Origin of the sequence: Nitrospira tepida, assembly GCF_947241125.1 — a bacterium.
GTDB lineage: Bacteria > Nitrospirota > Nitrospiria > Nitrospirales > Nitrospiraceae > Nitrospira_G > Nitrospira_G tepida.
Genome location: NZ_OX365700.1, coordinates 1,961,926 through 1,985,108, shown reverse-complemented (window position 1 = coordinate 1,985,108; position 23,183 = coordinate 1,961,926). Strand labels below are relative to the sequence as shown.

Annotated in this window: 22 protein-coding genes; 5 read left to right on the top strand and 17 right to left on the bottom strand. The window is 62.0% G+C overall.

Annotated features, from left to right (window positions below; all coding sequences use genetic code 11):
- Positions 1-161: 161 nt before the first annotated feature.
- The gene (locus QWI75_RS09365) at positions 162-1,301 is read left to right on the top strand and encodes an HD domain-containing phosphohydrolase (RefSeq protein WP_289268433.1); all 1,140 of its coding nucleotides are present in this window, start codon (positions 162-164) and stop codon (positions 1,299-1,301) included.
- Positions 1,302-1,309: 8 nt separating this feature from the next.
- Here QWI75_RS09365 and recN read toward each other — a convergent pair whose 3' ends face one another.
- From recN to moaC, 10 genes are all read right to left on the bottom strand, one after another.
- On the bottom strand, positions 1,310-3,001 hold the full coding sequence (gene recN / locus QWI75_RS09360; protein ID WP_289268432.1) for a DNA repair protein RecN: 1,692 nt from the start codon (positions 2,999-3,001) through the stop codon (positions 1,310-1,312).
- Between the two features lie 32 nt (positions 3,002-3,033).
- A complete protein-coding gene (gene trxA / locus QWI75_RS09355; RefSeq protein WP_289268431.1) occupies positions 3,034-3,381 on the bottom strand; it encodes a thioredoxin in 348 nt (115 codons plus the stop codon).
- Positions 3,382-3,502: 121 nt separating this feature from the next.
- A complete protein-coding gene (locus QWI75_RS09350; RefSeq protein WP_289268430.1) occupies positions 3,503-4,063 on the bottom strand; it encodes a hypothetical protein in 561 nt (186 codons plus the stop codon).
- 86 nt (positions 4,064-4,149) lie between these two features.
- On the bottom strand, positions 4,150-6,597 hold the full coding sequence (locus QWI75_RS09345; protein ID WP_289268429.1) for an LPS-assembly protein LptD: 2,448 nt from the start codon (positions 6,595-6,597) through the stop codon (positions 4,150-4,152).
- 1 nt (position 6,598) lies between these two features.
- Positions 6,599-7,906: a bifunctional folylpolyglutamate synthase/dihydrofolate synthase gene (locus QWI75_RS09340; RefSeq protein ID WP_289268428.1), complete on the bottom strand. Its 1,308-nt coding sequence runs from the start codon at positions 7,904-7,906 to the stop codon at positions 6,599-6,601.
- A gap of 19 nt (positions 7,907-7,925) precedes the next feature.
- Positions 7,926-8,762, bottom strand: a complete 837-nt coding sequence (accD, locus tag QWI75_RS09335; protein WP_289268427.1) for an acetyl-CoA carboxylase, carboxyltransferase subunit beta — start codon at positions 8,760-8,762, stop codon at positions 7,926-7,928.
- Positions 8,763-8,821: 59 nt separating this feature from the next.
- Positions 8,822-9,532, bottom strand: a complete 711-nt coding sequence (locus QWI75_RS09330) for a HoxN/HupN/NixA family nickel/cobalt transporter (protein WP_289268426.1) — start codon at positions 9,530-9,532, stop codon at positions 8,822-8,824.
- Positions 9,533-9,594: 62 nt separating this feature from the next.
- Positions 9,595-10,662 (bottom strand): GTP 3',8-cyclase MoaA, encoded by a 1,068-nt coding sequence (gene moaA, locus QWI75_RS09325; RefSeq protein ID WP_289268425.1) that lies wholly within the window; start codon positions 10,660-10,662, stop codon positions 9,595-9,597.
- Positions 10,663-10,710: 48 nt separating this feature from the next.
- Complete coding sequence (locus QWI75_RS09320; protein ID WP_289268424.1) at positions 10,711-11,445, bottom strand: molybdenum cofactor biosynthesis protein; 735 nt, start codon at positions 11,443-11,445, stop codon at positions 10,711-10,713.
- A 2-nt stretch (positions 11,446-11,447) separates the two neighbouring features.
- Positions 11,448-11,945, bottom strand: a complete 498-nt coding sequence (gene moaC / locus QWI75_RS09315) for a cyclic pyranopterin monophosphate synthase MoaC (RefSeq protein WP_289268423.1) — start codon at positions 11,943-11,945, stop codon at positions 11,448-11,450.
- On the opposite strand from moaC, the gene QWI75_RS22780 reads away from it, so the two are divergent.
- The 3 genes from QWI75_RS22780 (at position 11,839) to QWI75_RS09305 (ending at position 13,626) form a co-directional block, all read left to right on the top strand.
- A complete protein-coding gene (locus tag QWI75_RS22780; protein WP_370693564.1) occupies positions 11,839-12,603 on the top strand; it encodes an addiction module protein in 765 nt (254 codons plus the stop codon). The two genes, moaC and QWI75_RS22780, sit on opposite strands and share 107 nt — an antisense overlap.
- Before the next feature lie 182 nt (positions 12,604-12,785).
- The gene (locus QWI75_RS09310; RefSeq protein WP_289268422.1) at positions 12,786-13,073 is read left to right on the top strand and encodes an encapsulin-associated ferritin-like protein; all 288 of its coding nucleotides are present in this window, start codon (positions 12,786-12,788) and stop codon (positions 13,071-13,073) included.
- Positions 13,074-13,350: 277 nt separating this feature from the next.
- On the top strand, positions 13,351-13,626 hold the full coding sequence (locus QWI75_RS09305) for a hypothetical protein (protein WP_289268421.1): 276 nt from the start codon (positions 13,351-13,353) through the stop codon (positions 13,624-13,626).
- Positions 13,627-13,661: 35 nt separating this feature from the next.
- Here QWI75_RS09305 and nhaA read toward each other — a convergent pair whose 3' ends face one another.
- Positions 13,662-15,014: a Na+/H+ antiporter NhaA gene (gene nhaA, locus QWI75_RS09300; RefSeq protein ID WP_289268420.1), complete on the bottom strand. Its 1,353-nt coding sequence runs from the start codon at positions 15,012-15,014 to the stop codon at positions 13,662-13,664.
- A gap of 313 nt (positions 15,015-15,327) precedes the next feature.
- Here nhaA and QWI75_RS09295 point away from each other — a divergent pair, with 313 nt between their 5' ends.
- Positions 15,328-16,386: an alginate export family protein gene (locus tag QWI75_RS09295; protein WP_289268419.1), complete on the top strand. Its 1,059-nt coding sequence runs from the start codon at positions 15,328-15,330 to the stop codon at positions 16,384-16,386.
- A gap of 511 nt (positions 16,387-16,897) precedes the next feature.
- Here the strand turns inward: QWI75_RS09295 and QWI75_RS09290 are convergent.
- The 6 genes from QWI75_RS09290 to QWI75_RS09265 all read right to left on the bottom strand — a co-directional run bounded on the left by QWI75_RS09290 (position 16,898) and on the right by QWI75_RS09265 (position 23,142).
- A complete protein-coding gene (locus QWI75_RS09290) occupies positions 16,898-17,833 on the bottom strand; it encodes a mechanosensitive ion channel family protein (protein WP_289268418.1) in 936 nt (311 codons plus the stop codon).
- A gap of 48 nt (positions 17,834-17,881) precedes the next feature.
- The gene (locus QWI75_RS09285; RefSeq protein ID WP_289268417.1) at positions 17,882-18,868 is read right to left on the bottom strand and encodes a hypothetical protein; all 987 of its coding nucleotides are present in this window, start codon (positions 18,866-18,868) and stop codon (positions 17,882-17,884) included.
- A gap of 95 nt (positions 18,869-18,963) precedes the next feature.
- Complete coding sequence (locus QWI75_RS09280) at positions 18,964-19,542, bottom strand: hypothetical protein (protein WP_289268416.1); 579 nt, start codon at positions 19,540-19,542, stop codon at positions 18,964-18,966.
- A gap of 121 nt (positions 19,543-19,663) precedes the next feature.
- Entirely contained in the window at positions 19,664-19,969 is a 306-nt protein-coding gene (locus tag QWI75_RS09275; protein WP_289268415.1) for a lipopolysaccharide assembly protein LapA domain-containing protein, read from the bottom strand.
- Positions 19,970-20,041: 72 nt separating this feature from the next.
- The gene (locus QWI75_RS09270; RefSeq protein ID WP_289268414.1) at positions 20,042-20,254 is read right to left on the bottom strand and encodes a cbb3-type cytochrome c oxidase N-terminal domain-containing protein; all 213 of its coding nucleotides are present in this window, start codon (positions 20,252-20,254) and stop codon (positions 20,042-20,044) included.
- Positions 20,255-20,259: 5 nt separating this feature from the next.
- Positions 20,260-23,142, bottom strand: coding sequence for a cbb3-type cytochrome c oxidase subunit I (locus QWI75_RS09265; protein WP_289268413.1), 2,883 nt, complete (start codon positions 23,140-23,142; stop codon positions 20,260-20,262).
- Positions 23,143-23,183: the final 41 nt, after the last annotated feature.

Sequence of the window (23,183 nt, the reverse complement as noted above, 5' to 3'; positions counted from 1 at the left end):
TATATGCAAGCACCCCATGGCCTGACCCCACTATATATGGTAGAATGTCAACGACACCATGTCATAAACCCACCTACGAGCTTTCTCTTGTCCACAGCATTCACCGTTCAGGGCCTGTGAATTGCTTGACATTTTAGGCGATTACCACTACACACCTACCTATGCCTTTCAACCAGGACCCCTCGCAGACGGACAAACCTACGATTTTAGTCGTCGACGACGAAGCCGGTCCCCGAGACGCCCTCAAAGTCATCCTGCGCCCCTTCTTCAATGTCCAATCGGCCGATTGCGCGCGCGACGCGCTCCGCCTCCTTCAAGAGCACCGCATCGATCTCATCACCTTGGATCAGAAGCTTCCCGACCGGCAGGGCCTTGATCTCTTGCAGGACATCAAGCAGCTCTATCGGGACATCGAAGTGATCATCATCACCGGCTATGGAAGCTTGAAATCCGCCATGGACGGCATTCGTCACGGGGCGGCGGGATACCTGCTCAAGCCCTTCAACGTGACCGAGCTGATCACGCTGATCAACCAAACGCTGGACAAGAAAAAGCGTCTCGATTTCCTCCGGGCCTTCCTCGCAGGCAGCCAGGCGCTCTGGCAATCAGAGGATCAGGCCGCACAGGCCTGGGTCCGGCTGCGGGAAAATTATCAGGCCTTGACGAAGCACAAGACTGAGAGGCGAATTGAGTCAGGGGACTATGCCGATTTGGTGCCGCTGCTCTCCAGCCTGCTGGAAGCCAAAGACCGGAACCTTCTGAATCATTCCAGCCGCGTCAGCTTCTACGCGACGCTGCTCGGAAACCGTTTGAGTCTGACTCCGGCGGAGCAGAAATCCCTGGCCTTGGGCTCGTTTCTCCACGACCTGGGCATGATCGGGATGGAAGCGGCTCAAACCTCGGAGCAAACGACTGCGCAAGCGGAACGGCTGGGGCGCCATACCGAAATCGGCGCCAGGATGGTCCTGTCGCTCGGCATTCCGGCCGAGGTCGGGCAGATCATCTCCTATCATCACGAACGGTACGACGGGAAGGGATTTCCGCACGGACTGCAAGGAGAAGGCATTCCGCTGCTGGCCCGCATCGTGGGGATCGCTGAAGAGTTCGACCGCATCACCTCCGACGGCCCGAGCGCTACGCCGCTCCCGATCGACGACGCCATCCGTTACGTCGTCCAGCAGGCCCATACTCACTTCGACCCGCGCCTGGCAACCATGTTTGCCCAGGTCGTCAGCGAATGTAAAACCTCTCTTCCGGCGCTGGCTCTGGCCAATGTCCCTATCTCCGCTCCTGATCCATAACGATCAGATCAGTCCGACTCGGCCTGCCCGCCCTGTTTCAACAACTCCGCCGCAGCCCGACGCATCGTCGACGTGACCGTCTGGCCTCCCAACATCTTGGCGATCTCCTCGGCCCGCGATCCCGCATCCAGGAGCCTGACCGAGGTCTGTGTCCTCCGATTCCTGGCCTGCTTTTCCACCAGAACATGCGCGTGGGCCTGCGACGCGACCTGCGGGAGATGTGTGACGCACAACACCTGGTGATAGGCCGCCAGCGCCCTGAGCCGCCGGCCGATCGCCTCGGCTGCCGCTCCTCCGACGCCGGCGTCGATCTCATCGAAGATCAGCGTTGGAACGGTATCGTGCGCGGCCAACGCCGTCTTGAGCCCCAGCATGACCCGGGACAACTCCCCGCCCGACGCCACCCGCGCCAGGGGACGCAACGGTTCCCCTTTGTTGGCCGAAAAGAGAAATTCAGCCCGATCCTGGCCGGCCGGGTCGAAGAGCTCGTCGCCGTCGTTCCGTTCGATCTTGACCTGCAACCGTGCGTGCGGCATTTGAAGATCCGTGAACTCCCGTTGGAGGCGACTTTCCAGGAGAGCGGCCGTGCGTTCCCGGGCGGCCGACAACTGATCTGCGAGCCGGCGGACTTCTTGGAAGGCCTGCCGCTCATCCTCTTGCAGGTTGTGCAGCCGATCCTGTGAATGATCCAGCAGAGAGAGGGCTGCCAGCAGCTCGTCGCCTTTCCGGCATACCGCCTCCAGCGTGCCGCCGTATTTCTTTTTCAGACGCTCCAAGAGGGCCAACCGATCGTCCACCTCGGCCAGTTTCGACGGATCGGCGGCGATCCGGTCCCGATACCGCCGAACTTCATCGGCCAGGTCCCGCAGCTTGACCTTGACCGTACGGATCTCGGGCAGCCAGTCCGCGGTTGTCCGGTCGATTCCGGCCAGCTCTTGCGCCTGCCGCTCCACCATCGCCAGTTGTCCCAGCACCGCCCCATCAGCCTGATACAAAATCTGGTATGCGGCCTCGGAGAGGCTCTGGAGCTTGTCCGCATGGCGGAGCCGCTGGAGTTCCTCAAGCAACTCCCGATCCTCTTCAGGCGACGGCGCCGCATCCTGAATTTCTTTAGCCTGAAACCGCAGCAGCTCTTCTCGCTGCCGGAGATCCAGGGCCTGGGCTTCCGCCTCCGTCGCTATCCGGCGCGCCAGACGCCACTGCTCGAAGGCCCGCTTATATTGTCCCCGCAGATGATCGTGAGATGCAAAGGCGTCCACTGCGGCCAGTTGCATGGCCGGACGTAGCAGGGACTGCTGTTCGTGCTGCCCGTGAATATCCACGAGCACCCCGGAGAGTTGTTCCAGGTACTGAAGCGGCACCAGGCGGCTGTTCACATAGGTCCGGCTCCGGCCCGACCGGGAGAGGACGCGCCGGACGATCAGCTCCGTCTCCTGGGAACCGAGCAGGTCGAGCGAACGAAGGTGCTGAACGAGCGGGTGGGGATCGGAGAGAGAAAAGGCGGCTTCCAGTTCGGCCTCCTCCGCTCCGGTCCGGATGAGGTCCGCCGCCGCCCGCTGGCCGAGCAGCAGCGCGATCGCATCGATGAGAAGGGATTTGCCGGCCCCGGTTTCACCGGTCAGCACGACGAATCCTGGCGGAAGAGTGAGCTGGAGTTGCTCGATCAGCGCAAAGTTGGCAACTCGCAACTCGCTGAGCATGAACCCCGATGAGGGTGAACCACGACGAGCGGTCAGGTGGTCGCGGAGGGCTTCGCCAACAACGAATCGATCACGTCCTTGAACTGTCGCTTGGGACGGGCGCCAACCAGACGCTCGGCCAATTGACCGTTCTTGAAAAACAGAATGGTCGGAATGCTCATGATCTGATAGCGGCCGGCAATTTCCGGGTTTTCATCCGTGTTCAGCTTTCGAACCCGCACCCGACCGGCATATTCCTGGGCCAGCTCATCCACGATGGGCGCCACCATCTGGCAGGGTCCGCACCACACCGCCCAGAAATCGACCATGACGAGTTCCGGCGCGTTGATCACTTCGGCTTCCCAGTTCTTATCATCGACTTTCAGCGCTAAGCCAGCCACCGGACGGCCTCCTTCGGTTACGCAGTCACCTTACAATCATCTCTGCGGCAACGCTCGCGCGAGCGAGACACTCACGCATCCTAATCTCCCCGTCGCTCGGCTGTCAACGGCGGGACCGTCGCTACGGACTGTCCCAACGCCACGCCTCGGGGGCAGACCGCCACCAATCCTGCGGATGCGCGCGCCGCCAGGCCGTCTGTTCTTCCCAGAGGCGCCTGACTTCCGCCGCATCCAACCGGGAGGCCATCGCGGCCGTGATGTCGGACTGTTTCTGAACACTCGTATGGATCAGTTCCTTCGCCACACGAGCCAGGATGTCGGGAGGATCCAACAACTGCTCCGGCCGGTCGCCGGCTAGGCTGAGCGCGAGTTGTTCGATGCCGACCCACTGGTCCTTTTTGGCCAAATCGTCCAGGTATGCGTCCAAGGCATGATAGACGTACGTGAGATAGACGTAACTCGCCACGGAGGGCCGCGCGCGAACCTCTTCCAGACAGGCGTCGATCGCACGCCGATAGTCCGCAGCGGCAAGGTACAGACGGGCGTGGCGGAGGTGGGGATGAGGAGAGGCCGACTCGGAAGGCAGGGTCGTTCCCGGGAGACTCGAACAGGCCGAACAGAGCCACAGGAACGCTCCCAGCGCTATTCGTCCCACCGCCCGTTTCCCTTTTCTGACAAACATATCCCGCTCCTCCTTGCTTCGCGCGCTTCACCTTGCGGCAGAAGATAGATTGCTCCCTCAGGCCAGTGGGCAGGCCGTCGCGCCGGTCATTTGATGGCAGAGGCGCCGGACTGTCCGGCCGGCTGCATGCGACCGTAGGGGCCTCCCACCGCCGCCCAGGGCAGGCCTCGCTCGCCGATCATGATCGGCGAGAGAATGGTCTTCAGGACCGCGGTGCCGAAGTTCTCCGTCCATCCGATTCCCGTCAGGCTGAGCACCACGTTGTACTGCACGCGGTCGGGAAACTGCAGGTACCACATCCCGAGCGACCAGCACTTGCATGGGTTCTGGTACATCCCGACGACATCGTACTCCGGACTCCGCCCGTTTTTCAGGTCGTAATAGCCGCGGGCCCCGACCGTCCATCCCTGCGACAGGCGCACGGCCGCCATGGCCGTGACGAACTGAATCTCCGACGTCGGCGCATAGACCTCGTTGAATGAAATCGGATTCCAGATGTCCCCGCGGCGCACGAGATTGCCCTCGCGGGCATAGCGCTGGCCGACCTCGATATACCAGGCATTGTTGTTCTGCACCCGGAAATCGGTGTTGAACTGGCTCAAGGTTCCCTTATAGGGATCGACGAAGGCGTCCACCGTGAGGTACTGGTTCAACGAATAGTGGCGCGACCAGATATCGATCGTGTTCGGGGTCAGACCGGGGATGAATTCCGGGGTGTTGTTGCCGATCATCGCCCGGATCCACAGATCGGAAAATTTCCGGCCGTCGACCGTGGTGGTGGCGGGAAACAACGGTTGGGTGATCGTGCCGAGCGTCGGGGGCGCGCCCGGCGTGAAATCCCGTGCTCTGGTTTGCACCGCTCCGACGTGGTAGCTCTGCGCAATCATCAGATCCAGCCAGTTGAAGGCGCTGCCGGAGCGCTTGTTCTCCAGCAATCGGCTGCGCACGGCATAGGTCACCAGATTTTTCTTGGGCAAATCGTCCAATTGGTCGATCTGAGCGATCTGGGACTGATCCGAGGCCGGCACGTATTCGTAGATCACCTGGGGCTCGATCGTGTGGAGCATGCTGGTGCCGTCGCCCGTCCCATACCGTTTCGTGAGCCGCGACTTGGCCTCCAGCGCCGCCCAGAAGGTCTGGCGCTGCACCGAGACATCCTCGACCGCCCCGCGCGAGTAATAGGATTCCAGAAACTTGGCTTGCGGGGTGAGCCCCACGACATGGCCGAGGTTCAACGTGTCGGTGGTCAAGCCCGGCATGATGGTGGCGCGGCCGACATGAAATCCCTCGTCCCGGTAGAAATAGGTCATGCCCGTATCCATGTTGAATTGAAGCGGCCCGGTGAGGGGGGTCGCCGTATTCGCCATGCTGTAGCCGAGTTCGGGCAGGCGCTGGAACGTGTCGCTGCCGCCGGACTGCAAGGGCTGGAGATATTGCCCGAGCAGATACAGATTGCCGGTTCCCCACCGCTGGGTGGTCAGCAGGTTCGACTCCCCGCTTGGCAAGGCCCGCGCGACGCCCGAATTGCTGAGTTGCTGGAGATAATCGGGGTCCGACACGAAGAACACCTGCGCGATCATCCGGAGATCCTGATCGAATTGCTGCACATGGTTGCCGCTGAGCAGGCCGCGGATGCGCCGGACATCCGCCCCTGCTTCCTGCACACCCGATACCTTTGGGAGCTGCTCCTGCTGAAAGACGCTCGCCAGCCACTGGCCCCGCGATTGCCGGTTCAGGATGTAGCGATAACCAAAATCCGACCCATAGCCCAGATTGCTGTAGTAATTCGGCGTGATGAGCAGATCCTGGCTGGGATTGATCGCCCAAAAGAACGGGACCTGCATGCCCAACCCGAAGCGATTGTCGAACGTCGGCGAGGGGATCAGGAACCCCGTCTTGCGGTAGCTGACCGGATAGGTCAAGGTCGGCAACGGCAAGAGCTTGTGGTCCAACACGCAAAACCACGCCCCCTTCATGGCCAAACTGTCGCTCGTGTCGAGATCCAGATCCTGGAACGTAAACCGCCAGGCCGGCACCTCCCCGTCCTTGGCATCGCAGTTGGTGAAGGACCCCTCTTTGATGCGGTAATGGCTTTCGGAATAGCGCTGCAACAGACGTCCGGTGGCGAACGTGTTCGTTTGCTTGAAATGGACCTGGCCGTTGGCGACCAGGCCGCCTTCCGTATTGATGTCCAACCGCAATTGCTCGCCCCAGACTTCCGACACCGGCCCGACCAAATGGACGTTGCCGGTGGCGATGACGTGGCCCGTGAGCGCATGGATGGTGACATGATCAGCCGTGAGGCGTTGATCGCCATAGAGGATCACGACCGACCCGTCGGCCTGATAGGTGTCCACTTCCTGGAGGTATTCGATCCGATCGCCCGTGACCTCGACGCGCGAATTGGCCGAGCCGCTCGTCGCCACGCTGGAGGCCGCGATCGGTTGAGCCGGAGCGGAATGGGCGGACAGGATGGCCAGGAGCGGACAGAGGAGCCAGAGGACCCAGACCACCGACTGAGGGAAATCCCTCATGTCAACCCCGGAGCGGCGACAGAGCGGAGCCACGCAGCAAAGCCTTCACCTCTCCGATGATCATGAGGGAACCGGTCACGCAGATGATGTCCGACGGACGGGCCAGGCGCCGCGCGAGCGCCAGCGCGTCGGCCACGGCCGGCTCGACTTGCACGGGCGGCCCGCCCGGCGGGATCGCCGCGCGCAGGGTCTCGACCGGCGCGGAACGGGCCAGACCGGCCTGGGTCAGCACGACCTGATCGGCCAGCGGGAGCAGGGCGCGGAGAAATCTGGAATGGTCTTTATCGCGCATCATGCCGATCAAGAGAATGACCGAACGATCCGGGTGTTCCGGGCGCGCGCGCAGTTGCCGGAGATAGTCGCTCAAGGCTTCCGCCGCGGCCGGATTATGCGCCCCGTCCAACAGCAGCATCGGCTCTTGCCCGACCGTTTCGAGGCGCCCTTCCCATTCGACCCCGCGGACTCCGTGCCGCACGGCCTGCTCGGAGATCGCCAACCCGCGTTCCGCGGCCGACTCGATCATCATGAGCGCGCAGCCGAGATTATCCAATTGATGCGTTCCCTGCAAGGGACAGGACAAACCCGTGAACCGCCACCGGCGGCCGCTGAACCGGCAGTCCCCCGGATGCCGCCCGAGAATCGAATAGTCCTTTCCCAGCCGCAACAGCGGCGCCTGTTGCTCCTTGGCGACCATCTCAACCACCCGCGCGGCTTCGCTCGGCAGCGATCCGGTGACGACCGGGACCAGCGGTTTGATGATGCCGGCCTTCTCAAACGCGATCGAGGGCAGATCATGGCCGAGGAACTCCTCATGGTCGAACGAGACCGTGGTAATGCCCGAGACCAGCGGCGTGACAACGTTGGTCGCGTCGTACCGGCCGCCGAGCCCCACTTCCAGCACGGCCACATCGACCGCCGAATCCGCGAAATGCCGGAAGGCCATGGCCGTTGTGAACTCGAAGAACGTGGGACTCAGCCCGGGCGGGCAGGCCGCACGGAGATCATCGGTCAGGGCCGCGACCCGGTCCTCGGCAATCAGCTCGCCGTTGACCCGGATGCGTTCGCGGAAGTCCACCAGATGAGGCGACGTGTACAGTCCGACGCGATAGCCGGCCGCGGCGAGCACCGACGCCACGATCGCCGCGGTGGACCCCTTCCCGTTGGTGCCGCCGATATGGAGCGAAGGAAACCGGCGTTCCGGATGCTCCAGCGCCGCCAGCAACGACCGGATGGTCTCCAAGCCGAGTTTGATCCCATGTCGTTGGAGCCCGTAGAGGAAGGCGACCGAGGAGGCGTAGGAGGACGGCATCGCAACAGGGAGACGCCGGTTACAAGTGTCCGATCAGGGTAGCCAGGGTGTCTTTCAATTGCTTGCGTTCGACAATGCGGTCGATCATGCCGTGTTCGAGCAGAAATTCGGCGCGTTGAAAGCCGTCGGGCAACTGTTGCTTGATCGTCTGTTCGATCACGCGGGGTCCGGCGAATCCGATCAGGGCCTTCGGTTCGGCCAGAATCACATCGCCCAGCATCGCGACGCTCGCGGTCACCCCGCCGAAGGTCGGATCGGCCAGGACCGAGATAAAGGGCAACCGGGCTTCATGGAGCTTGGCCACCGCGCCCGAGGTCTTGGCCATCTGCATCAGCGACAAGGTGCCTTCCTGCATCCGCGCGCCGCCCGACGAGGTGACCAGGATGACCGGCAGCTTCTGTTCAATGGCGCGATCCACCGCGCGGCAGAATTTCTCCCCGACCACCGACCCCATGCTGCCGCCCATGAACCCGAAGTCGAACACGCAGAGGACGGCCTTCCGTCCATGGATGAGCCCTTCGCCCGTGACGAGCGCGTCCTTGCGGCCGGTCTTGTCCTGCTGGGCCTTAAGCCGGTCCTTGTACGACCGTTGATCCTGGAACTGCAAGGGGTCCTGCGCCTCCAGGTCCGTATCCCATTCCTTGAACGTGCCGACGTCGATAAGCAAGGCAATCCGTTCGAGCACGCTGATCGGAAAGTGGTAGTCGCACTTGGGGCAGACGCGATGGTTCCGCTCCACCTCCTTGCGATAAATGATCTCGCGGCAGTGGTTGCACTTGAGCCACATGCCTTCCGCCGTTTTCGGCTTTCGCGGAGGCTCTTCAACCGTCGTCTTCTGCTTCTTGAACCACGCCATTGGACACGTCCCTCAGAGGTAGATTGCGCGCCAGCCCACGTCGAAACGGGTCTCGCCGCTTACAGGCTCACGAATCCGGCCTGCGCGACCATGACCGCGCCGACGCCGACCGTGCCAAGACTCACCATGCCCCGCACCACCACCTGCGCGACCGGTCCCCAGGCTCCCCAGGACCCGGCGTACACCATCGGCATACTGATCAGCGCACCGGTCACCATCATACCGAGAATCGACCCGACACCAAAGACCGCAATATAGGCCAGCCCCTGCCCCAACGTCCCGACATTAGAGAGGACCAGCAGCAACAGAGCGGCCGATCCGGCCAGTCCGTGGACCATGCCGACGGCAAAGGGTTTCCAGGCCCCGTTCCACCAATGCAGGTGATCATGGTCCGGACTGCGGTGATGGTGGTGGATGTGCAGATGGCGCGCGCCGTCATGTTCGTGGCTGTGCCAATGCCATCGCTCGGCGTAGAGCGTCCACGCGAGCGAGCCACCGAGGATGATGAGCATCAGGCCGACCACCCCTTCGAGCGCCTGCGCCACCGGCTCGGGGATCGCCACCTGGAAGGCCATCATGACGGTGCCAGCCGCCAGCAACATCACCGTATGCCCGACGCCCCACGAGAGGCCCACCAGCCCGGAGCGCCAGACCGACGACGACCGCGCCAGCATCGTCGAGACGGCCGCCACATGGTCCGCATCCAGGGCATGGCGAAACCCCAGGACAAAACCCAACCCCAACATGGTCAGGAAGTGAAAATCAGACATGTGAACGAGAACGGCGCCGGATCTCGTGCCGGACCGGAAACCGGCAGGACGTTCGTTGCGCGTCAGCCCCCGCGGGCATGCATTTCAAGGTGAGGATCTTCACGCAGACGGGAGACATCGATCAGTTGCAAGTCGCGGAGCCCCTCCTCTTCCAAGGCCTTCCGCTGCTCGGCGCCCCGGTCGCGGCGGGCTTCCCAGACGGAGGTGATGAGGGCCTGGATCGTCTCCAACGTCCCGTCCCGGCGCAACGGGACGCGCAGATCGAATCCCTGCTTGGCATAGAGACAGAGATACCACATGCCGTCGGCGGTCAGCCGGCTCCGGTCGCAGGTAGCGCAGAAGGGAACCGTCGTGGAGGCAATAATGCCAAAGATCGTCCCGTCCGGCAAGGAAAAGCGCTGCGCGGGGGCGGAGGAGTCTTCCCGGATCGGCGTGATCGGCCCATAGTGTTTGGTCAGAATCTGAAGAATCTCCGCCTGCGAGAGCACCTTGCTCATCGACCAATCGGTCGCGCCGCCCACGTCCATATACTCGATGAACCGCACTTCGCCCTTGACGGCCTTGCCGTATTCGATCAAGGACACGATCTCGTCGTCATTGAACCCCTTCATCGCCACCGTATCGATCTTCAGGTTCGGAAAGCCGGTCCGGTTCACCGCATCGATGCCCTCCAGCACCTGATGGAACAGATCGCGGCGAGTCAGCGCGCGGAAGCGCTCGGGCCGCAAGGTATCCAAACTGACGGTGACCCGATCCAGGCCGGCCTCGTACAATAGCTCCGCCTGCTCCGCCATGAGAATGCCGTTGGTCGTCAGCGCCAGGTCCTTGATCTGATGATTCTGCCGAAGCATGCGGATCAAAAGCGGCAGGTTGCGCCGCAGCAACGGCTCCCCGCCCGTAATCCGGACCTTATCGACCCCCAGCCCCGTAAAGGCCTGGGTCAGCAGCGCCATCTCCTCGAACGAGAGCACCGTCTCGCGGGGCAGCCAGGCGTAGTCCTCCTCCGGCATGCAGTACTTGCAGCGGAGGTTGCAGCGGTCGGTCACGGACAGCCGCAAGCTGCGCAACGGCCGGCCGAAGGTATCGTTCACCGTCGGCACCAACTGCCTCTCGGATACCGGCTCACTCACGTTTCAGACTGCTCCCATGACGAATGACGATCGACGCCGCACTCGCGCTTATGGATGTTCCTCGACCCAGACCTCCCCCTCAGGAGTCTGCTCCAACTTCCAGATCGGAGTGATCTGCTTCAATTCGTCGATCGCCCACTTGCAGGCGCGGAACGCATCGGCTCGGTGCTCGGCTCCGGCGATGATCAACACGATGTTCTCGCCGATCTCGATCGGACCGTAGCGGTGGACGATCAGCAATTCAATGATGTCGAAATCCTTGAGCGCCCGCTCGCGGATCTCGCGCAGCTTCTTCTGCGCCATCCCTTCATAATGTTCGAAGGTGATACCGCTCACATCCCGCCCCTTCGAACGGTCGCGCGCGGTGCCCAGAAACACGGTAATCCCGCCGATCCGTTTGGACCGGCGGCGCACGCGGTCGAGTTCCGCGTCGATGGAAAAGTTCTCGCGTTGGACGCGAACGAGCAGGGCCTCGTCGTCGGCCACCACGGTCTGTCCGTTTGGTTCCATTGGAGGTGCTCCACCAGCAAACGGTGGCAACAGGGCAATTTCGTCGCCCGTATTGAGTTCCGTCTCCTCGTGAGCGACGTCCTGATTCACCGACACCAGGACCTTCTTTTTCAGAATCAACTCTCCGATCGCAGGATACTGCGCGTCGATCAACCCGACCAGGTCGCGGACCTTCCGGTCGCCGTTCAACGTAAAGACCAGATCGGCCTGGTTCCTGGCCAGGCTCTTGGTCAGACCGAATAGTTTGACCGACACCTGCACCGGACCGGCCATAGTCAGGACCTTTCTCTCATAAACGTGCCGGACTTCCCGCCCGACTTGGAGAGCAAACAAATCTCCCCGAAACTCATCCGTTTGTCGATGGCTTTGCACATATCGTACATCGTCAACGCGGCCACGGAGACGGCGGTCATCGCTTCCATCTCCACCCCCGTCTGGCCGGTGGTTTTGACCGTCGCGGTGACGGTGATGGAGCACTGCCCGTCGGCGTTCGGCTGAGGCGCTTCTTTAAAGGAGATATCGACGCTGGTCAGCAGGAGGGGGTGGCACATGGGGATGAGATCCGGGGTCCGTTTGGCCCCCATCACGCCGGCGACCTGCGCCACCGCCAGCACATCGCCCTTGGCGATCGTGCCCCGTTGGATGGCTTGGAGGGTGGCCGGCTCCATGAAGACCTTGGCCTGGGCGACCGCCACGCGCTCCGTGGTGGCCTTGGTGCCGACATCGACCATCCGCGCCCGGCCCGACTCGTTGAAATGCGTCAATTCAGCCATTTGTCTTGGCGAATCAGCCGGTTTGCGCCCACCGTCGGCGAATTATAGGAGCCGGTGGAAGGGGCAGTCAAGGCGGGAACGGGGCTGGCAGAGCGTGTCCGGCTCCATAGCTCCAACGCCCTCGAAGCGAGCGTTCGAGGTGAGCGCGCGTGGAACCCCTCGGAAATTCCCTCGCAGACTCGGTCAGTTTCCGCTTCCCTTCGCGCACTCGCCTCGACGGTTGCCTCGCTCCGAGGTCAAAGTCGCTGTCATGAGCCGGACACGCCCTGTCCTTGGGACACAACGAGCGAGCTTGGAAGGAGCATTGATAACGGTGAGGGACCTCGCCAAGCCGCCACTACAGATAAAGTCGAGGAAACAAGACCGAAAACAAGGGCTTCTCTCACGTGCTCGCAGACCGCGCACGCAGGAAGCGATCAGACTCCTCAAAGCGGCGGTGTTCGGTCCATGCGCGCAATCAGAGAGCATCCTCCTGCCAGCCCTGAAAGAGGAACAAACAAGCAAGCTTGGAAGGAGCATCGATAACGAGCACGTTCCAGTCCCAGAGTGGCACCAGCAGATCGTTCAGGAACGACTCGAATCCTACAAAGCCAATCCTGCCGGGAGGCCTTGGCCGGACGTGCGTAACGATATTGAAGAGAAGTTACGGACTCGTTGACCTGATTAATGGTACGGTGGATCTTCGTTCCCACCGATCGGATATATTCATCGACTCCTCCCGTTGACATCGCCCCAGGCCCTGCCTAGATTCGAGATCAGGCACTTCGAAATGAGGCGCCGGTACAGACGCAACGAGCGGCGTCTATCTTATTCCACTGCACTCATCAGGAAGGAGTTCATATGGCCAATGAGGGATACCACGAGCGGTTTGAAGACCTGTCCGACCCCACGCGCGACATGCATCGCGCGATCACGTCGCTGATGGAGGAGCTGGAAGCGGTCGATTGGTACAACCAGCGCGTCGATGCCTGCAAGGACGCCGACCTCAAGGCGATCCTGGCGCACAACCGCGACGAGGAAAAGGAGCATGCGTCGATGGTCCTCGAATGGATTCGACGCAAGGACCCGACGTTCTCCGACCACCTCAAGGACTACCTGTTTACGAACAAATCGATTGCGCACAAATAATCGAGAGCCTTTTCCGCGGCCGCCCGTCTCGCCGGCGGCCGCGGTTCTTGTCCCAATCATCCACTCCTATCACGTGCCTGGCTCCACGCGCCGATCATCTCACGCAACGGTTTTCGCAATTCCCGCCTCTGAGGTTCTCCGGAAACGACCGGTTCCAAATCGACGAATTCTTGGTCGCCAGCGAAACTCGTCATAGAGTGAAGCCGACAGCATGAGGTCCTCCCGCTGAACCGTATTCTGCAGGCCGTTCGGTTGTTTCAAACGAGAGGGCTCGACAATGGGCTTTGCGCTTCACAAGCACGACCAGCTTCCACTTGCCGTCCTTGGTGCGTTACGGCGAGGCGACAAAATCGAAGCCATCAAGCTGCTGCGCGAAGATCAACAGATCGGTTTGCAGGAGGCAAAAGCAGAGATTGATCGATACCTGCAAGCCAACCCGGCCCTCTTGCAACAGATGCAGGCCAAGCAGGCGGCCATGGTCCACCGGTTGCAGTTTTGGGTGCTTGTCCTGCTCGTGGTCGCAATCCTGGCCTATGTGACGTTGATCGGGTGATGCCCGATCAGTCCTGAAGACGGGACACCATCCTCTCATTCCCGAGTGGCCACGGGTCGGACTCCCCTCAGGATCGACCATCCGAGCGTTCCCGCCATCGTCGAAGCGAAGAGAATACCCATCTTCGCCGAGCGCAATAACTCGGCCTGCTCGAATGCCAAGCCGGCGATAAAGAGCGACATCGTAAACCCGATTCCTGCCACGCACCCGACTCCAAGCAACTGCCGCCAGGACACGCCTTCCGGCACCTGGGCCGCGCCGGACCGGACCGCCAGCCAGGTCGCCCCCACGATGCCGACCGGCTTGCCGATCAGCAGACCCAGCATGATTCCGATCACGACTGGGTTGCCCAACGCCGCCGTCAGGTCGCGATCGAGCGCCACCCCGGCGTTCGCCAGCGCAAACACCGGCATCACGACCACCGTCACCCAGGGATGCAACACACGCTCCAAGCGCTGCAACGGCGTCTCCACATGCTTGAGTGCCACCTCCAAGTGTTGCGTGACCTGTTGACGCTCACGGTTGGCGAGCGGCGGAGTATCGGGCGAGGTCACCTCCGCAAAGCGCTCCAGCAGCGCCTTCCCCTTGGCGAGAAATTCGCGCCCGCTGAGTCGCGTGCGGGCCGGAATCGTCATTGCGGCCAACACGCCGGCGATCGTCGCATGGATTCCCGACAGCAAGAACGCCAGCCACAGGCCGCCGATGCCCAGAATCGAGTACACCAGCGGATGCCGCACGCCCGCGACGTTGGCCCCGATCAACAGAAGCAAGAACACAAGGCCGATGCCCACGTTCATCCAGGATATCGTCGAGGTATAGAACAGCGCGATCACGATCACCGCCATCAGATCGTCTCCGATCGCGAGCGCGGTGAGAAACACCTTCAGCGCCAGCGGGATCCGCTTGCCGAGCAAGGCGAGCACGCCCAATGCGAAGGCGATGTCGGTCGCCATCGGCACGCCCCATCCAGGGGCGCCGGGGCCCCCAGAATTCACGGCGGCATAGAGCGAAGCCGGAACGATGGTCCCGCCGAGGGCCGCCGCGAGCGGGAGCAGGGCCTGTCGGGGCGAGGACAACTCCCCCACCAGCACTTCCCGTTTGATCTCCAGCCCGATGACGAAAAAGAACATCGCCATCAAGCCGTCGTTGATCCATTCCAAAAGCGTTTCCGTGAGGGCATGGGATCCGACGACCAAGCTGACGGGCAACTGCCAGAGTTCATGGTAGGAGTCGGCCCAGGGAGAATTGGCCCAGACCAACGCCGCCAGCGTGGCGGCCAGCAACAGCACACCGCCCGAGGATTCGGCGTGGACGAATCGTTGGAACGGCTCCACCACCGGCTGGATCAACGGATTCTGCTGCGAACCTGTTGCTTCTACCTGCTCCATTGCATCTCCATGATCCGGAGAGATGAGTCTCAAGGCCCACGGCCCTCCGAGACAGACCACGCAGTCGCTCTATCTCCAACCAGTCAAACCACCGCCAAGTGGACAGCCTCAAGACGCTGCGGGAGTGGACGGTAGGGATCGTGACATGAGTCGTCGTCCATTCATCCTAAGAGGGGTTCCGAGCCTATGCAAGAGCACGTCTCCGGTTTCGTCTGCGGAGATCCGTTCGGTCCTGGTTGTCCCTTTGCGGCAAACGTGGCATAAGGCGTGGCGCGCCATTGTCGTTGATTCAAATACCGACCAGAACGCCAGGATGCATGCCGCACAATCCGACACACGATACGTACGGTTGGCCCTTGCACAGGCCCTGCTGTGGTTGGCGCTCGGCATGACGGGCGCTGCCTTTGCCGCCGCGACGGACCGGCCGGAACAGCCCGGAGAAGCGGACGATCCTTCTCTCGATCAGCGACCGGATAGTGCAACAGAAACGCTCCGAGAGTTGGAAAGGGAAACACCAGCCACGCCGGAGTCCTCTCCGTCCCCTCAATCGCGTCAGAAAGAAAAGGCTCAGGAGCAGCTCCGCCGGTTGGAAGAGAGGCGCGCCAAGGACAAGGCGGCTGAACGAGAACAACAAACTCCACAAGAGCGAGCCCGTGAAAAGGTCAGGCAACTGGAGCAAACGGCACCGGCAGACGAAGCCCCGCCCCAAGGCCTTTCCCTCGATCCTCGGGACCGGAAACGGGAGAGGACCGCCGGAACGCCGCCGGCCCGAAGGACGGAATCAAGAGAACGAGTCAAGGAACTCCTCGGCGTATACGAAAGCCAAATCGGCATTTACGACGAAATTCTCGACAAGACGAAAGTCGGCCCGGGCCTCCTCCACGACGCCTTGCGGGCGCCCCGCTGGCTGGTCCTCGGCGGGGAGCACCGCACGAGGTACGAAGGACTCAGCGGCTCCTGGCGGATGAATGAGCCGGACGGAGGCCAGTTGCTTTCCATGCGCACTCGCCTCCAGGTGGGAGTGCAGAACATTCTCGATCCGGTTCGGCTCTTGATCGAGATCCAGGACTCGCGAGCCCCGCTCACCACGACCGGCAGCTACATCACCACCGACCATGTCAATGAGCTGGATATCCAGCAGCTCCACCTGGACCTCGTCTCCAGCAACTTCCTGGGAACCAGGATTCCAACCGTCCTTAAGGTCGGGCGCATCAATATGGAAATGGGACGAGGCCGCTGGGTAAGTCGCAACTGGTTTCGGAACACGACCAACGCCTTCGATGGAATCCACTGGCAACTCGGCGACGAACGGCAATGGCAGTTCCGCTCCTTCCTTGTCCAGCCGGTCCAACGGTTCCCGGCGTTGACATGAACCGCAAGGCCGTTGTCGTACGGGTCCTCGCTTGCTTCCGGCGTGAATAGAAACCAACTGGCATGGGCCATGGCACAGGAGTTCCACCGTTGGCGATCGCCACTGATGGGAAACAACCACCCTCCTGCCACGGACAGCGACGGGATGATGCCGAACGGCCGATGAAGCAGAAACTTCGGCTGTAACACGAGATCGTCCACGGATAGTCGTGATTCGTGGTATTCCAGTCCCGCGCCGCCGGCGATGATTTCCATCCAGTCTGTCGGAGAGAAACCTTGGAGCGCACCGAGGTGATACCCTGGCCGGCCTCCCGAGCTGAAGGTCATGCCCGCAAAAGATTCGGTTTCGAGTTGGCCCTTGTTCACGATACGGGCATCGTCCGTCACAAACGGACGCACGGCTCCGGCCCTGCCTGCGTCGAACAACGTGGCCGGGAAAAGGCCGCAGAATGCCAGCCGAACCTCGATTCGGCGGCATGACCCCGGCCAGACCTGCACCGACAGTTGTCGCCTCATGCGCGACTCGGTTCGAGGCTTGGAGGATCGCCCACGACCTGGGCCATGAACGGACGGCTGGCCTCGCCCATGTACAACGTCCGATGTGGAAACGGGATCTCAATGCCCTGGGCGTCAAAGGCCAGTTTCAGTCGCCGCCGGTATTCCCGTCCGACATTCCACTGCTCCAGAGGCCTGGTTTTGATGCGGATGCGGATCACCACGGCCGAATCGGCGAAGTTGTCCACTCCGATCATTTCGATGGGAGACACGAATTTGTCGCGAAAGCCCGGATCGTCCTGCAATTCCTCGCCCACGGCCTTCATGACCGCCACGACCCGATCCGTGTTCTCCTTGTAGGCCACCCCCATATCCAACACAAAGGCGGACCATTCCTTGGTCATGTTCGACAGGGTGTTGATCGCGCCGTTCGGAAAGACATGCACGACGCCGGAAAAGTCGCGGAGCGTGATCGTCCTGAACGTAATGGCCTCCACGAGACCGCCGGTCCCGTTGATAATCGCGACGTCGCCGAGCCGAATTTGATCCTCCAGAATGATGAAAAATCCGCTGATCAGATCGCGGACGAGGTTCTGCGCGCCGAACCCGACGGCCAGGCCGAGGATGCCGGCTCCGGCCAGCACGGGTCTGATGTCCAAGCCAACGAGGGTCAGGACCTCCACGATCACGATGGCCCAGATGAACGTCAGCGCGATCGTCCGCAGAATGCCGGTCAAGGTCGCGGCCCGTTTCTTAGCCATGCCGGGAACCGACTCGGTCCGTTCCCCGGCCCGCGAGATGACCGTCTCCATATGGCCCAATCCAAGCTTCACAAAACGCACGCCGGCATACCCAATCGCCAATACGATCAGGATATGCATTCCCGACTTGGCGATCACCGCCCCAAGGTGAACCAGAGAAGGAACCAGATCATTCCAGGACAATTCCAGCATGGCCGAGGCCTCCTTGTGGATGAGAACAACCGTATGGGCAGGAATATGTCAGAACTCTCGGATGAGGCGGAAGCCGATCTCGGGCAGGGTGAACTCGCGGGTCACGCGCACGCCGGCGCCGGCCTGGATCATCCAATGTGGATCCACCTCATAGTGAACCTGCGGCATCACCAACAGGGCGGAGCTGCCATCCAGGACCTGCCCGAAGTTCGTCTCGATTCCACCGACGAGCCGGTCCGTAATGTCGGCGAACAGCGTGACGTTGGCCAGCATCTCGACGTTCCGCCCGCCGATCTGACTGCCATGTTCGAATCGGGGTCCGACCATCCCGAAGAAGCTCCAGGTCTCATCGAACCGAAACCCGGCCAGGTACAGCCACGTCGTCGTCCAGAGACCCGGCTGGCGGTCATATTGGGCAATCACCTGGGCACCGTGAATGAATCGATAATTCCATAAGGTGCCGAACGAGAGTTGGCCGGCGGTTTTGTACGCTTCCAGCGAGAGATTCTCCATCGGCAGTTCTAACTCGAGCGCAAGGCCTTCCGTCAGAACGAACTCGAGTTCCGGCGCCCATTCGACCCCTTGCGTGTCTTCGCTGCGCCGCACCAGACCCAGCGGGTCGGAGACGTCATCCACAGTCCGGGTCTTGCGCGCGAGCGGAATCAGACCGAGGGTGTTGAATTCCGCCTCTCCCCGCTTGGCGCCCAACGGACGCACCAGATCGAACACCATCGGTTCCGGGATGCGAGGCCCCTTTTCTTCCCCGGACACCCGCTCGATCGTGGCAGAATCTTCATCGCCTCCCAGGCCCCTGCGTGCTTGCAGTTTGCGTGTGAGATTGTCGCCCCAGATTTCTTGAGGAGGCAACCGGAGCGACGGCCCGGACGGGTGCGCAAGCCACGGGGGTGCCGTCGGCCCTAATACCTCGGCCTGAACCGGCGCCTGCTCCAGGGCAAGGGCGATGAATACCGCCGAACAGGTCCACCACGCCGATCTGCTGCTTCCTGACCTCACGTACTTCACCGATTGCGCCATCGCCTACCTTAACCGATCTTTATCGACGGGCAACTGTGAAGCAGAAATGTGTGAGTGCGTAATGGCGAGCGCCCTTGAAAGCTGGAAAGCAGTGCCTACGGAGCCGCAACCAGATCGGTCGAGGTCCATGTGAAGAAAAACAAGACGGTGTATTGGTTGTAATAGGCCGTGCCGATCCATGTGGGCGTCGTGTGAATGAACCGTCCGGTGACGCCGTCGTAGAGATCGACATACAGGCGCACATGCGCCAACTGATCGATCTCCTGGTACAGGGTGAGCTGCGGGAGCGCAAACGGGATCAACACGCTTTGCACAGGCGGCATGCCGAAGAACGTCCTGCCTTGATTCGTGCCGATGGACTCCACCATGACCCGGGCGATGTACGAGGTCTCCCCTGTCGACCTCCCGACGAGATAACCCAAGGCTCCCAGCCGGGCTGTTGCGACGTCGCGCACGTAACCAAGATCCCACGAGGGCGCATCGACGATGCCGAATGCCTCTTCATCGCTCATATGCACATGCGCCCGATCCGTTTGCAGCCCACCCACCTGAATCGCCACCGTCGCGTCTCTTGGCAGTGGCACGTCGAGATCGCTCAGCGCTCGCTTCACCGACTCGGTCAGGAGAAGTTGTTCGGTCGCGCTGCGGGGCGTTTTCGACACTTCCTGAGGCAAGGTACAGCCTCCACTCGCTACTAGAATCCCGACCAGGAGCCAGGCCGACGCGGCTCCGCTCGCCGGACTGATGGGTCGGCGCCCAGGTGGTTTCACAGATTCGATGGCATCGCATTCCTGTTCACGGGATGCAGGTTGGTGCGGACGGATGGCGTTCATGCGATTGTGACTCCAGTTCACGGATTCGAGCGCCTTGACTTTCGACCAGCTTGGCAAGCTCTCGCGCCTCGCGCGCATGCCGCCAGAGCCCTCCCAAGGAGGCCACCAGATATAGCATGGCGCCCAACACCGTCGCCCCAAGAATGAGCAGCGCCAACGACAGGTCCAGTTCCCAGACCAAGAATCGAACCGTGACCGACTCGTTGTTTTGCAGGGCGAACAGGGCCGTAAAGATGGCCACCAGCAACCCCAGAAGCAGCAGCCCCATCGTCTCTCCGCACGCGAGCCGTCATGCGCATCGCGCGGGTCCATCCGCTTTCCCCACGCGGTGAACCGGCCGTTACGACGCGCTCCAGTATCGCACCGTATAGTACACGCTCCAGATCAGCAGTCCGATCACGACGAGCATCAACCACACCGGAATGGAGCCGTCGCGCTCTCTGATCCCCGCATGCCGGTACAGATACGCCGGCGAGGTTTCCGAAGATTCCGGCTGCGCCGGTTCCGGCTTCTCCGCCGGATCGGTCCTCACGCTTCTCTGTTCGTCACTCATGGTCGTCACCCCTCATCAGCAGATTCGGCCACCAACTCGGTTTCCGGCTGTGGCTTCTGCGCAGCCTGCACCACTGCCTGGTCCAGATCGCCCCGCCGAGCGGCGGTCGAGAGCGACGCCCAGATGCGCAAGCGGGTCTGCTCCCGATCCCCGTCCTTGAGGCCGGCTTCCACCAGTTCGGCCTGGTGCGCCTTGACGCGCAGAGACTGCACATAATGGACGATATCCCAGATCTCCTCCGGCGTGAGCTGCTCACCGAACACCGGCATCGGCGTCCCGCCCACGCCGGTCGTCGCCGTCTTGAAAAGGTGTTCCCCATCATGACCCAGTTTCACGCCGCCCGAGAGCCCCGCCGCCAGCGTGAAGTTCGCGGGCTTGAGGGGCTGTCCCCAGGCATCCTTCAAAACCGGGACCATCGGGCCGTCCCCTTTCCCCTCGTTCCCGTGACACAACATACAGTTCGCGATGAACAGCGTCTTGCCTGTTTCCAGGGAGGCCGGAGTGATCGGCGGCTCCGGGGGAATCGTGATCGGCGGCGGCACGGCCTCCTCGGTCCAGCGATCTGAGAACGTCTTGATGTATTGGACGACAGCGCGCCGCTCGTGGTCGGAGATTTCCTGCCAGGACGGCATCGCCGTGCCCCAGAGCCCGTGGGTGACCGTGCTGTAGAGATCGAGGTCGGTGGGCAGCGAGTCCTTGCCCGGCGTCGACCGGAACTTGAAGATGCCTTTCGTGAAGTCGCGCGGGCGCGGGTCCATAAACCGCGCAGAGGGGCCTGTTCCATTGCCCTTGACCCCGTGGCACCCGACACAGCGGCGTTCGTAGACGATCTTTCCGAGCGCAAGCAGTTCGTCCTGCGATTGTGGGTTCGCGTTCAATACCTGCCCGGCCGCCACTTGGGTGGAGACAAAACCTTCGCGCCAATCGCCGATGCCGGTCCCCAGTTTTTGCAGATAGGCGACCATGGCCTTGCCCTCCTCATTCAGCTCCGGCGCTGCGCCGTCCTTCGCCGGTTCATAGAGCCAGGGAAAGGCCGGCATGATCGAATCGGGCACGACTTCGCGCGGATTCCAATGGTGGGCGGCATGCCAGTCGTCGCCGAATTTACGCCCGACCCTGGTCAGATCCGGACCGATGCGCCTGGTGCTGAACAGATGGGGCCGGTCATAGGCATACTCGCCGGCCTGCGACACCGGCCCCCAGCGGAACGATTCGCCGGTGACCGGCCGCACATATTGCGAATGGCAGTACCAGCAGCCCTCGCGGATGTAGACCTGCCGGCCCTTCAGCTCTTGCGGCGTGTAGTCCGCGACCTGGATCACCGCCTTGGTGACCGTGTCTTCCACGGACGCCGTGCGGGTTTCCGCCATCAACCAGGGAGTCACGCCCTGGACGCCGACCGCCAGGAAGAAAAAGGCGAAGCCGGCGACCAGCAACACGGTCGAAGGACTTTCGATCCAACTGCCCTTGGCCACGACCTCGACCGGCGTCTCGATCGGCGGAGGCGCGGCCGCTCCTTCTTCGACCGGACGTCCCTCCGCCGCCGTCTTGTAGAAATTGATGATCATCAACAGGAGCGCGACGTCCATGGCCACGCCGCCGAGCGTGCGCGCCACCCACCAGGGCTTCATCTCCTTGACCGTGTCCACGAAATTGGCCCCGTACTCGAGCATCGAGCCCTGCACGAACCCCTGCGCCGTCAAACCGACCGCCATCACCGTGAACCCGCCGACCGTGAGCCAGAGATGCCAACTGGCCAGCTTGTCGCTCCAGAGTTGCCGCCCCGTCACCCTGGGCCAGACGTAATAGGCGGACCCGACCGCCCAGACAACAAAGGTCCCGAAGACTGTCAGGTGCGAATGGGCAATGACGAAGTCGTTGAAGTGGGTCAATTCCTGCAACCGTCGCAAGGCTTCCACTGATCCCTGGAAACAGCCGAGGAGATAGTAGACCGCCCCGAGCATCAGGAATTTCGCCGCATAGTTGTCGGCTCCTCCCCCGCCCGCGACCCTGCCCCACCGTCCGAACATGGTCCCGAAGAAATTCGCCACCACGGTCCAAACCGGAATGATCAGCAACATGCTGGTCACGATCGAGATCGTCTGGGTCCAGTGGGGGATCGGACTATACAGGTAATGGTGCGTGCCGACGAAGGGATAGAAAAAGGCCAGGCCCCAAAATCCCAACAGGGATAATTTATGGCTGAAGAGGGCGTTCTTGGCGCTGAGCGGCAGGAAGTAGTAGATCAGCGCGAGCCCCGCCGGCGTGATCCAGAGGCCGACGATGTAGTGGATGTAGAGGCCATGCATGGCCGCGCTGTTCACCCCCGCGATGTCGTCCGTATAAGGCAGCAGGACGTTGCCGAGAATCAGGTTCATCACGGTCCAGATTAAGGCGGCCGTCGTGTACCACATGGCGACGTAGAACCGCCGTTCGATCCGGCGGAAGACCGTGCCCAGAACCTGGAGCGTGATCAGGCCGAGCACGGCGAACCGCAGGAGGTTGAGGGGCCATTCGAACTCCCCCGCCTCCAGGCCCATGTTGTAGCCGAGCACCAGGGACACCGTGCCGAGCACGAGAAAGGCGTTCCACGCATGGAGCAGCCACCAGCCCCATGCTTCCTTGTACATCCGCACGCCGCAGAGGCGCGGCACGATGTAATAGAGCAGGCCGAGAAAGACCGTGGAAAACGAGCCGAAGATCACCCCGTTCACATGCACCGGCCGCAACCGGCCGAACGTGAGCCAGGAAATGCCGTCCAAAAATCCGGGATGATGAAATTTGATCGACACCAGCACGCCGACGATCGGAAAGAACGTCAGCCAGATCAGCGCCCACCACAGCCAGGCCTTCACCAACGGCCGGTTGACCAGTTCGTGATCAGTCATCGCCATCCCCCCGTGAATCTATCGTCCCTGCGGACGGGCCG

Bases quoted from the DNA above. Each gene is read 5' to 3' on its own strand.
- QWI75_RS09365 (WP_289268433.1), top strand. From the start codon at position 162: ATGCCTTTCAACCAGGACCCCTCGCAGACGGACAAACCTACGATTTTA.
- recN (WP_289268432.1), bottom strand. From the start codon at position 3,001: ATGCTCAGCGAGTTGCGAGTTGCCAACTTTGCGCTGATCGAGCAACTC.
- QWI75_RS09350 (WP_289268430.1), bottom strand. From the start codon at position 4,063: ATGTTTGTCAGAAAAGGGAAACGGGCGGTGGGACGAATAGCGCTGGGA.
- QWI75_RS09345 (WP_289268429.1), bottom strand. From the start codon at position 6,597: ATGAGGGATTTCCCTCAGTCGGTGGTCTGGGTCCTCTGGCTCCTCTGT.
- QWI75_RS09340 (WP_289268428.1), bottom strand. From the start codon at position 7,906: ATGCCGTCCTCCTACGCCTCCTCGGTCGCCTTCCTCTACGGGCTCCAA.
- accD (WP_289268427.1), bottom strand. From the start codon at position 8,762: ATGGCGTGGTTCAAGAAGCAGAAGACGACGGTTGAAGAGCCTCCGCGA.
- QWI75_RS09330 (WP_289268426.1), bottom strand. From the start codon at position 9,532: ATGTCTGATTTTCACTTCCTGACCATGTTGGGGTTGGGTTTTGTCCTG.
- QWI75_RS09320 (WP_289268424.1), bottom strand. From the start codon at position 11,445: ATGGCCGGTCCGGTGCAGGTGTCGGTCAAACTATTCGGTCTGACCAAG.
- QWI75_RS22780 (WP_370693564.1), top strand. From the start codon at position 11,839: ATGAAGACCTTGGCCTGGGCGACCGCCACGCGCTCCGTGGTGGCCTTG.
- moaC (WP_289268423.1), bottom strand. From the start codon at position 11,945: ATGGCTGAATTGACGCATTTCAACGAGTCGGGCCGGGCGCGGATGGTC.
- QWI75_RS09310 (WP_289268422.1), top strand. From the start codon at position 12,786: ATGGCCAATGAGGGATACCACGAGCGGTTTGAAGACCTGTCCGACCCC.
- QWI75_RS09305 (WP_289268421.1), top strand. From the start codon at position 13,351: ATGGGCTTTGCGCTTCACAAGCACGACCAGCTTCCACTTGCCGTCCTT.
- nhaA (WP_289268420.1), bottom strand. From the start codon at position 15,014: ATGGAGCAGGTAGAAGCAACAGGTTCGCAGCAGAATCCGTTGATCCAG.
- QWI75_RS09295 (WP_289268419.1), top strand. From the start codon at position 15,328: ATGCATGCCGCACAATCCGACACACGATACGTACGGTTGGCCCTTGCA.
- QWI75_RS09290 (WP_289268418.1), bottom strand. From the start codon at position 17,833: ATGCTGGAATTGTCCTGGAATGATCTGGTTCCTTCTCTGGTTCACCTT.
- QWI75_RS09285 (WP_289268417.1), bottom strand. From the start codon at position 18,868: ATGGCGCAATCGGTGAAGTACGTGAGGTCAGGAAGCAGCAGATCGGCG.
- QWI75_RS09275 (WP_289268415.1), bottom strand. From the start codon at position 19,969: ATGGGGCTGCTGCTTCTGGGGTTGCTGGTGGCCATCTTTACGGCCCTG.
- QWI75_RS09270 (WP_289268414.1), bottom strand. From the start codon at position 20,254: ATGAGTGACGAACAGAGAAGCGTGAGGACCGATCCGGCGGAGAAGCCG.
- QWI75_RS09265 (WP_289268413.1), bottom strand. From the start codon at position 23,142: ATGACTGATCACGAACTGGTCAACCGGCCGTTGGTGAAGGCCTGGCTG.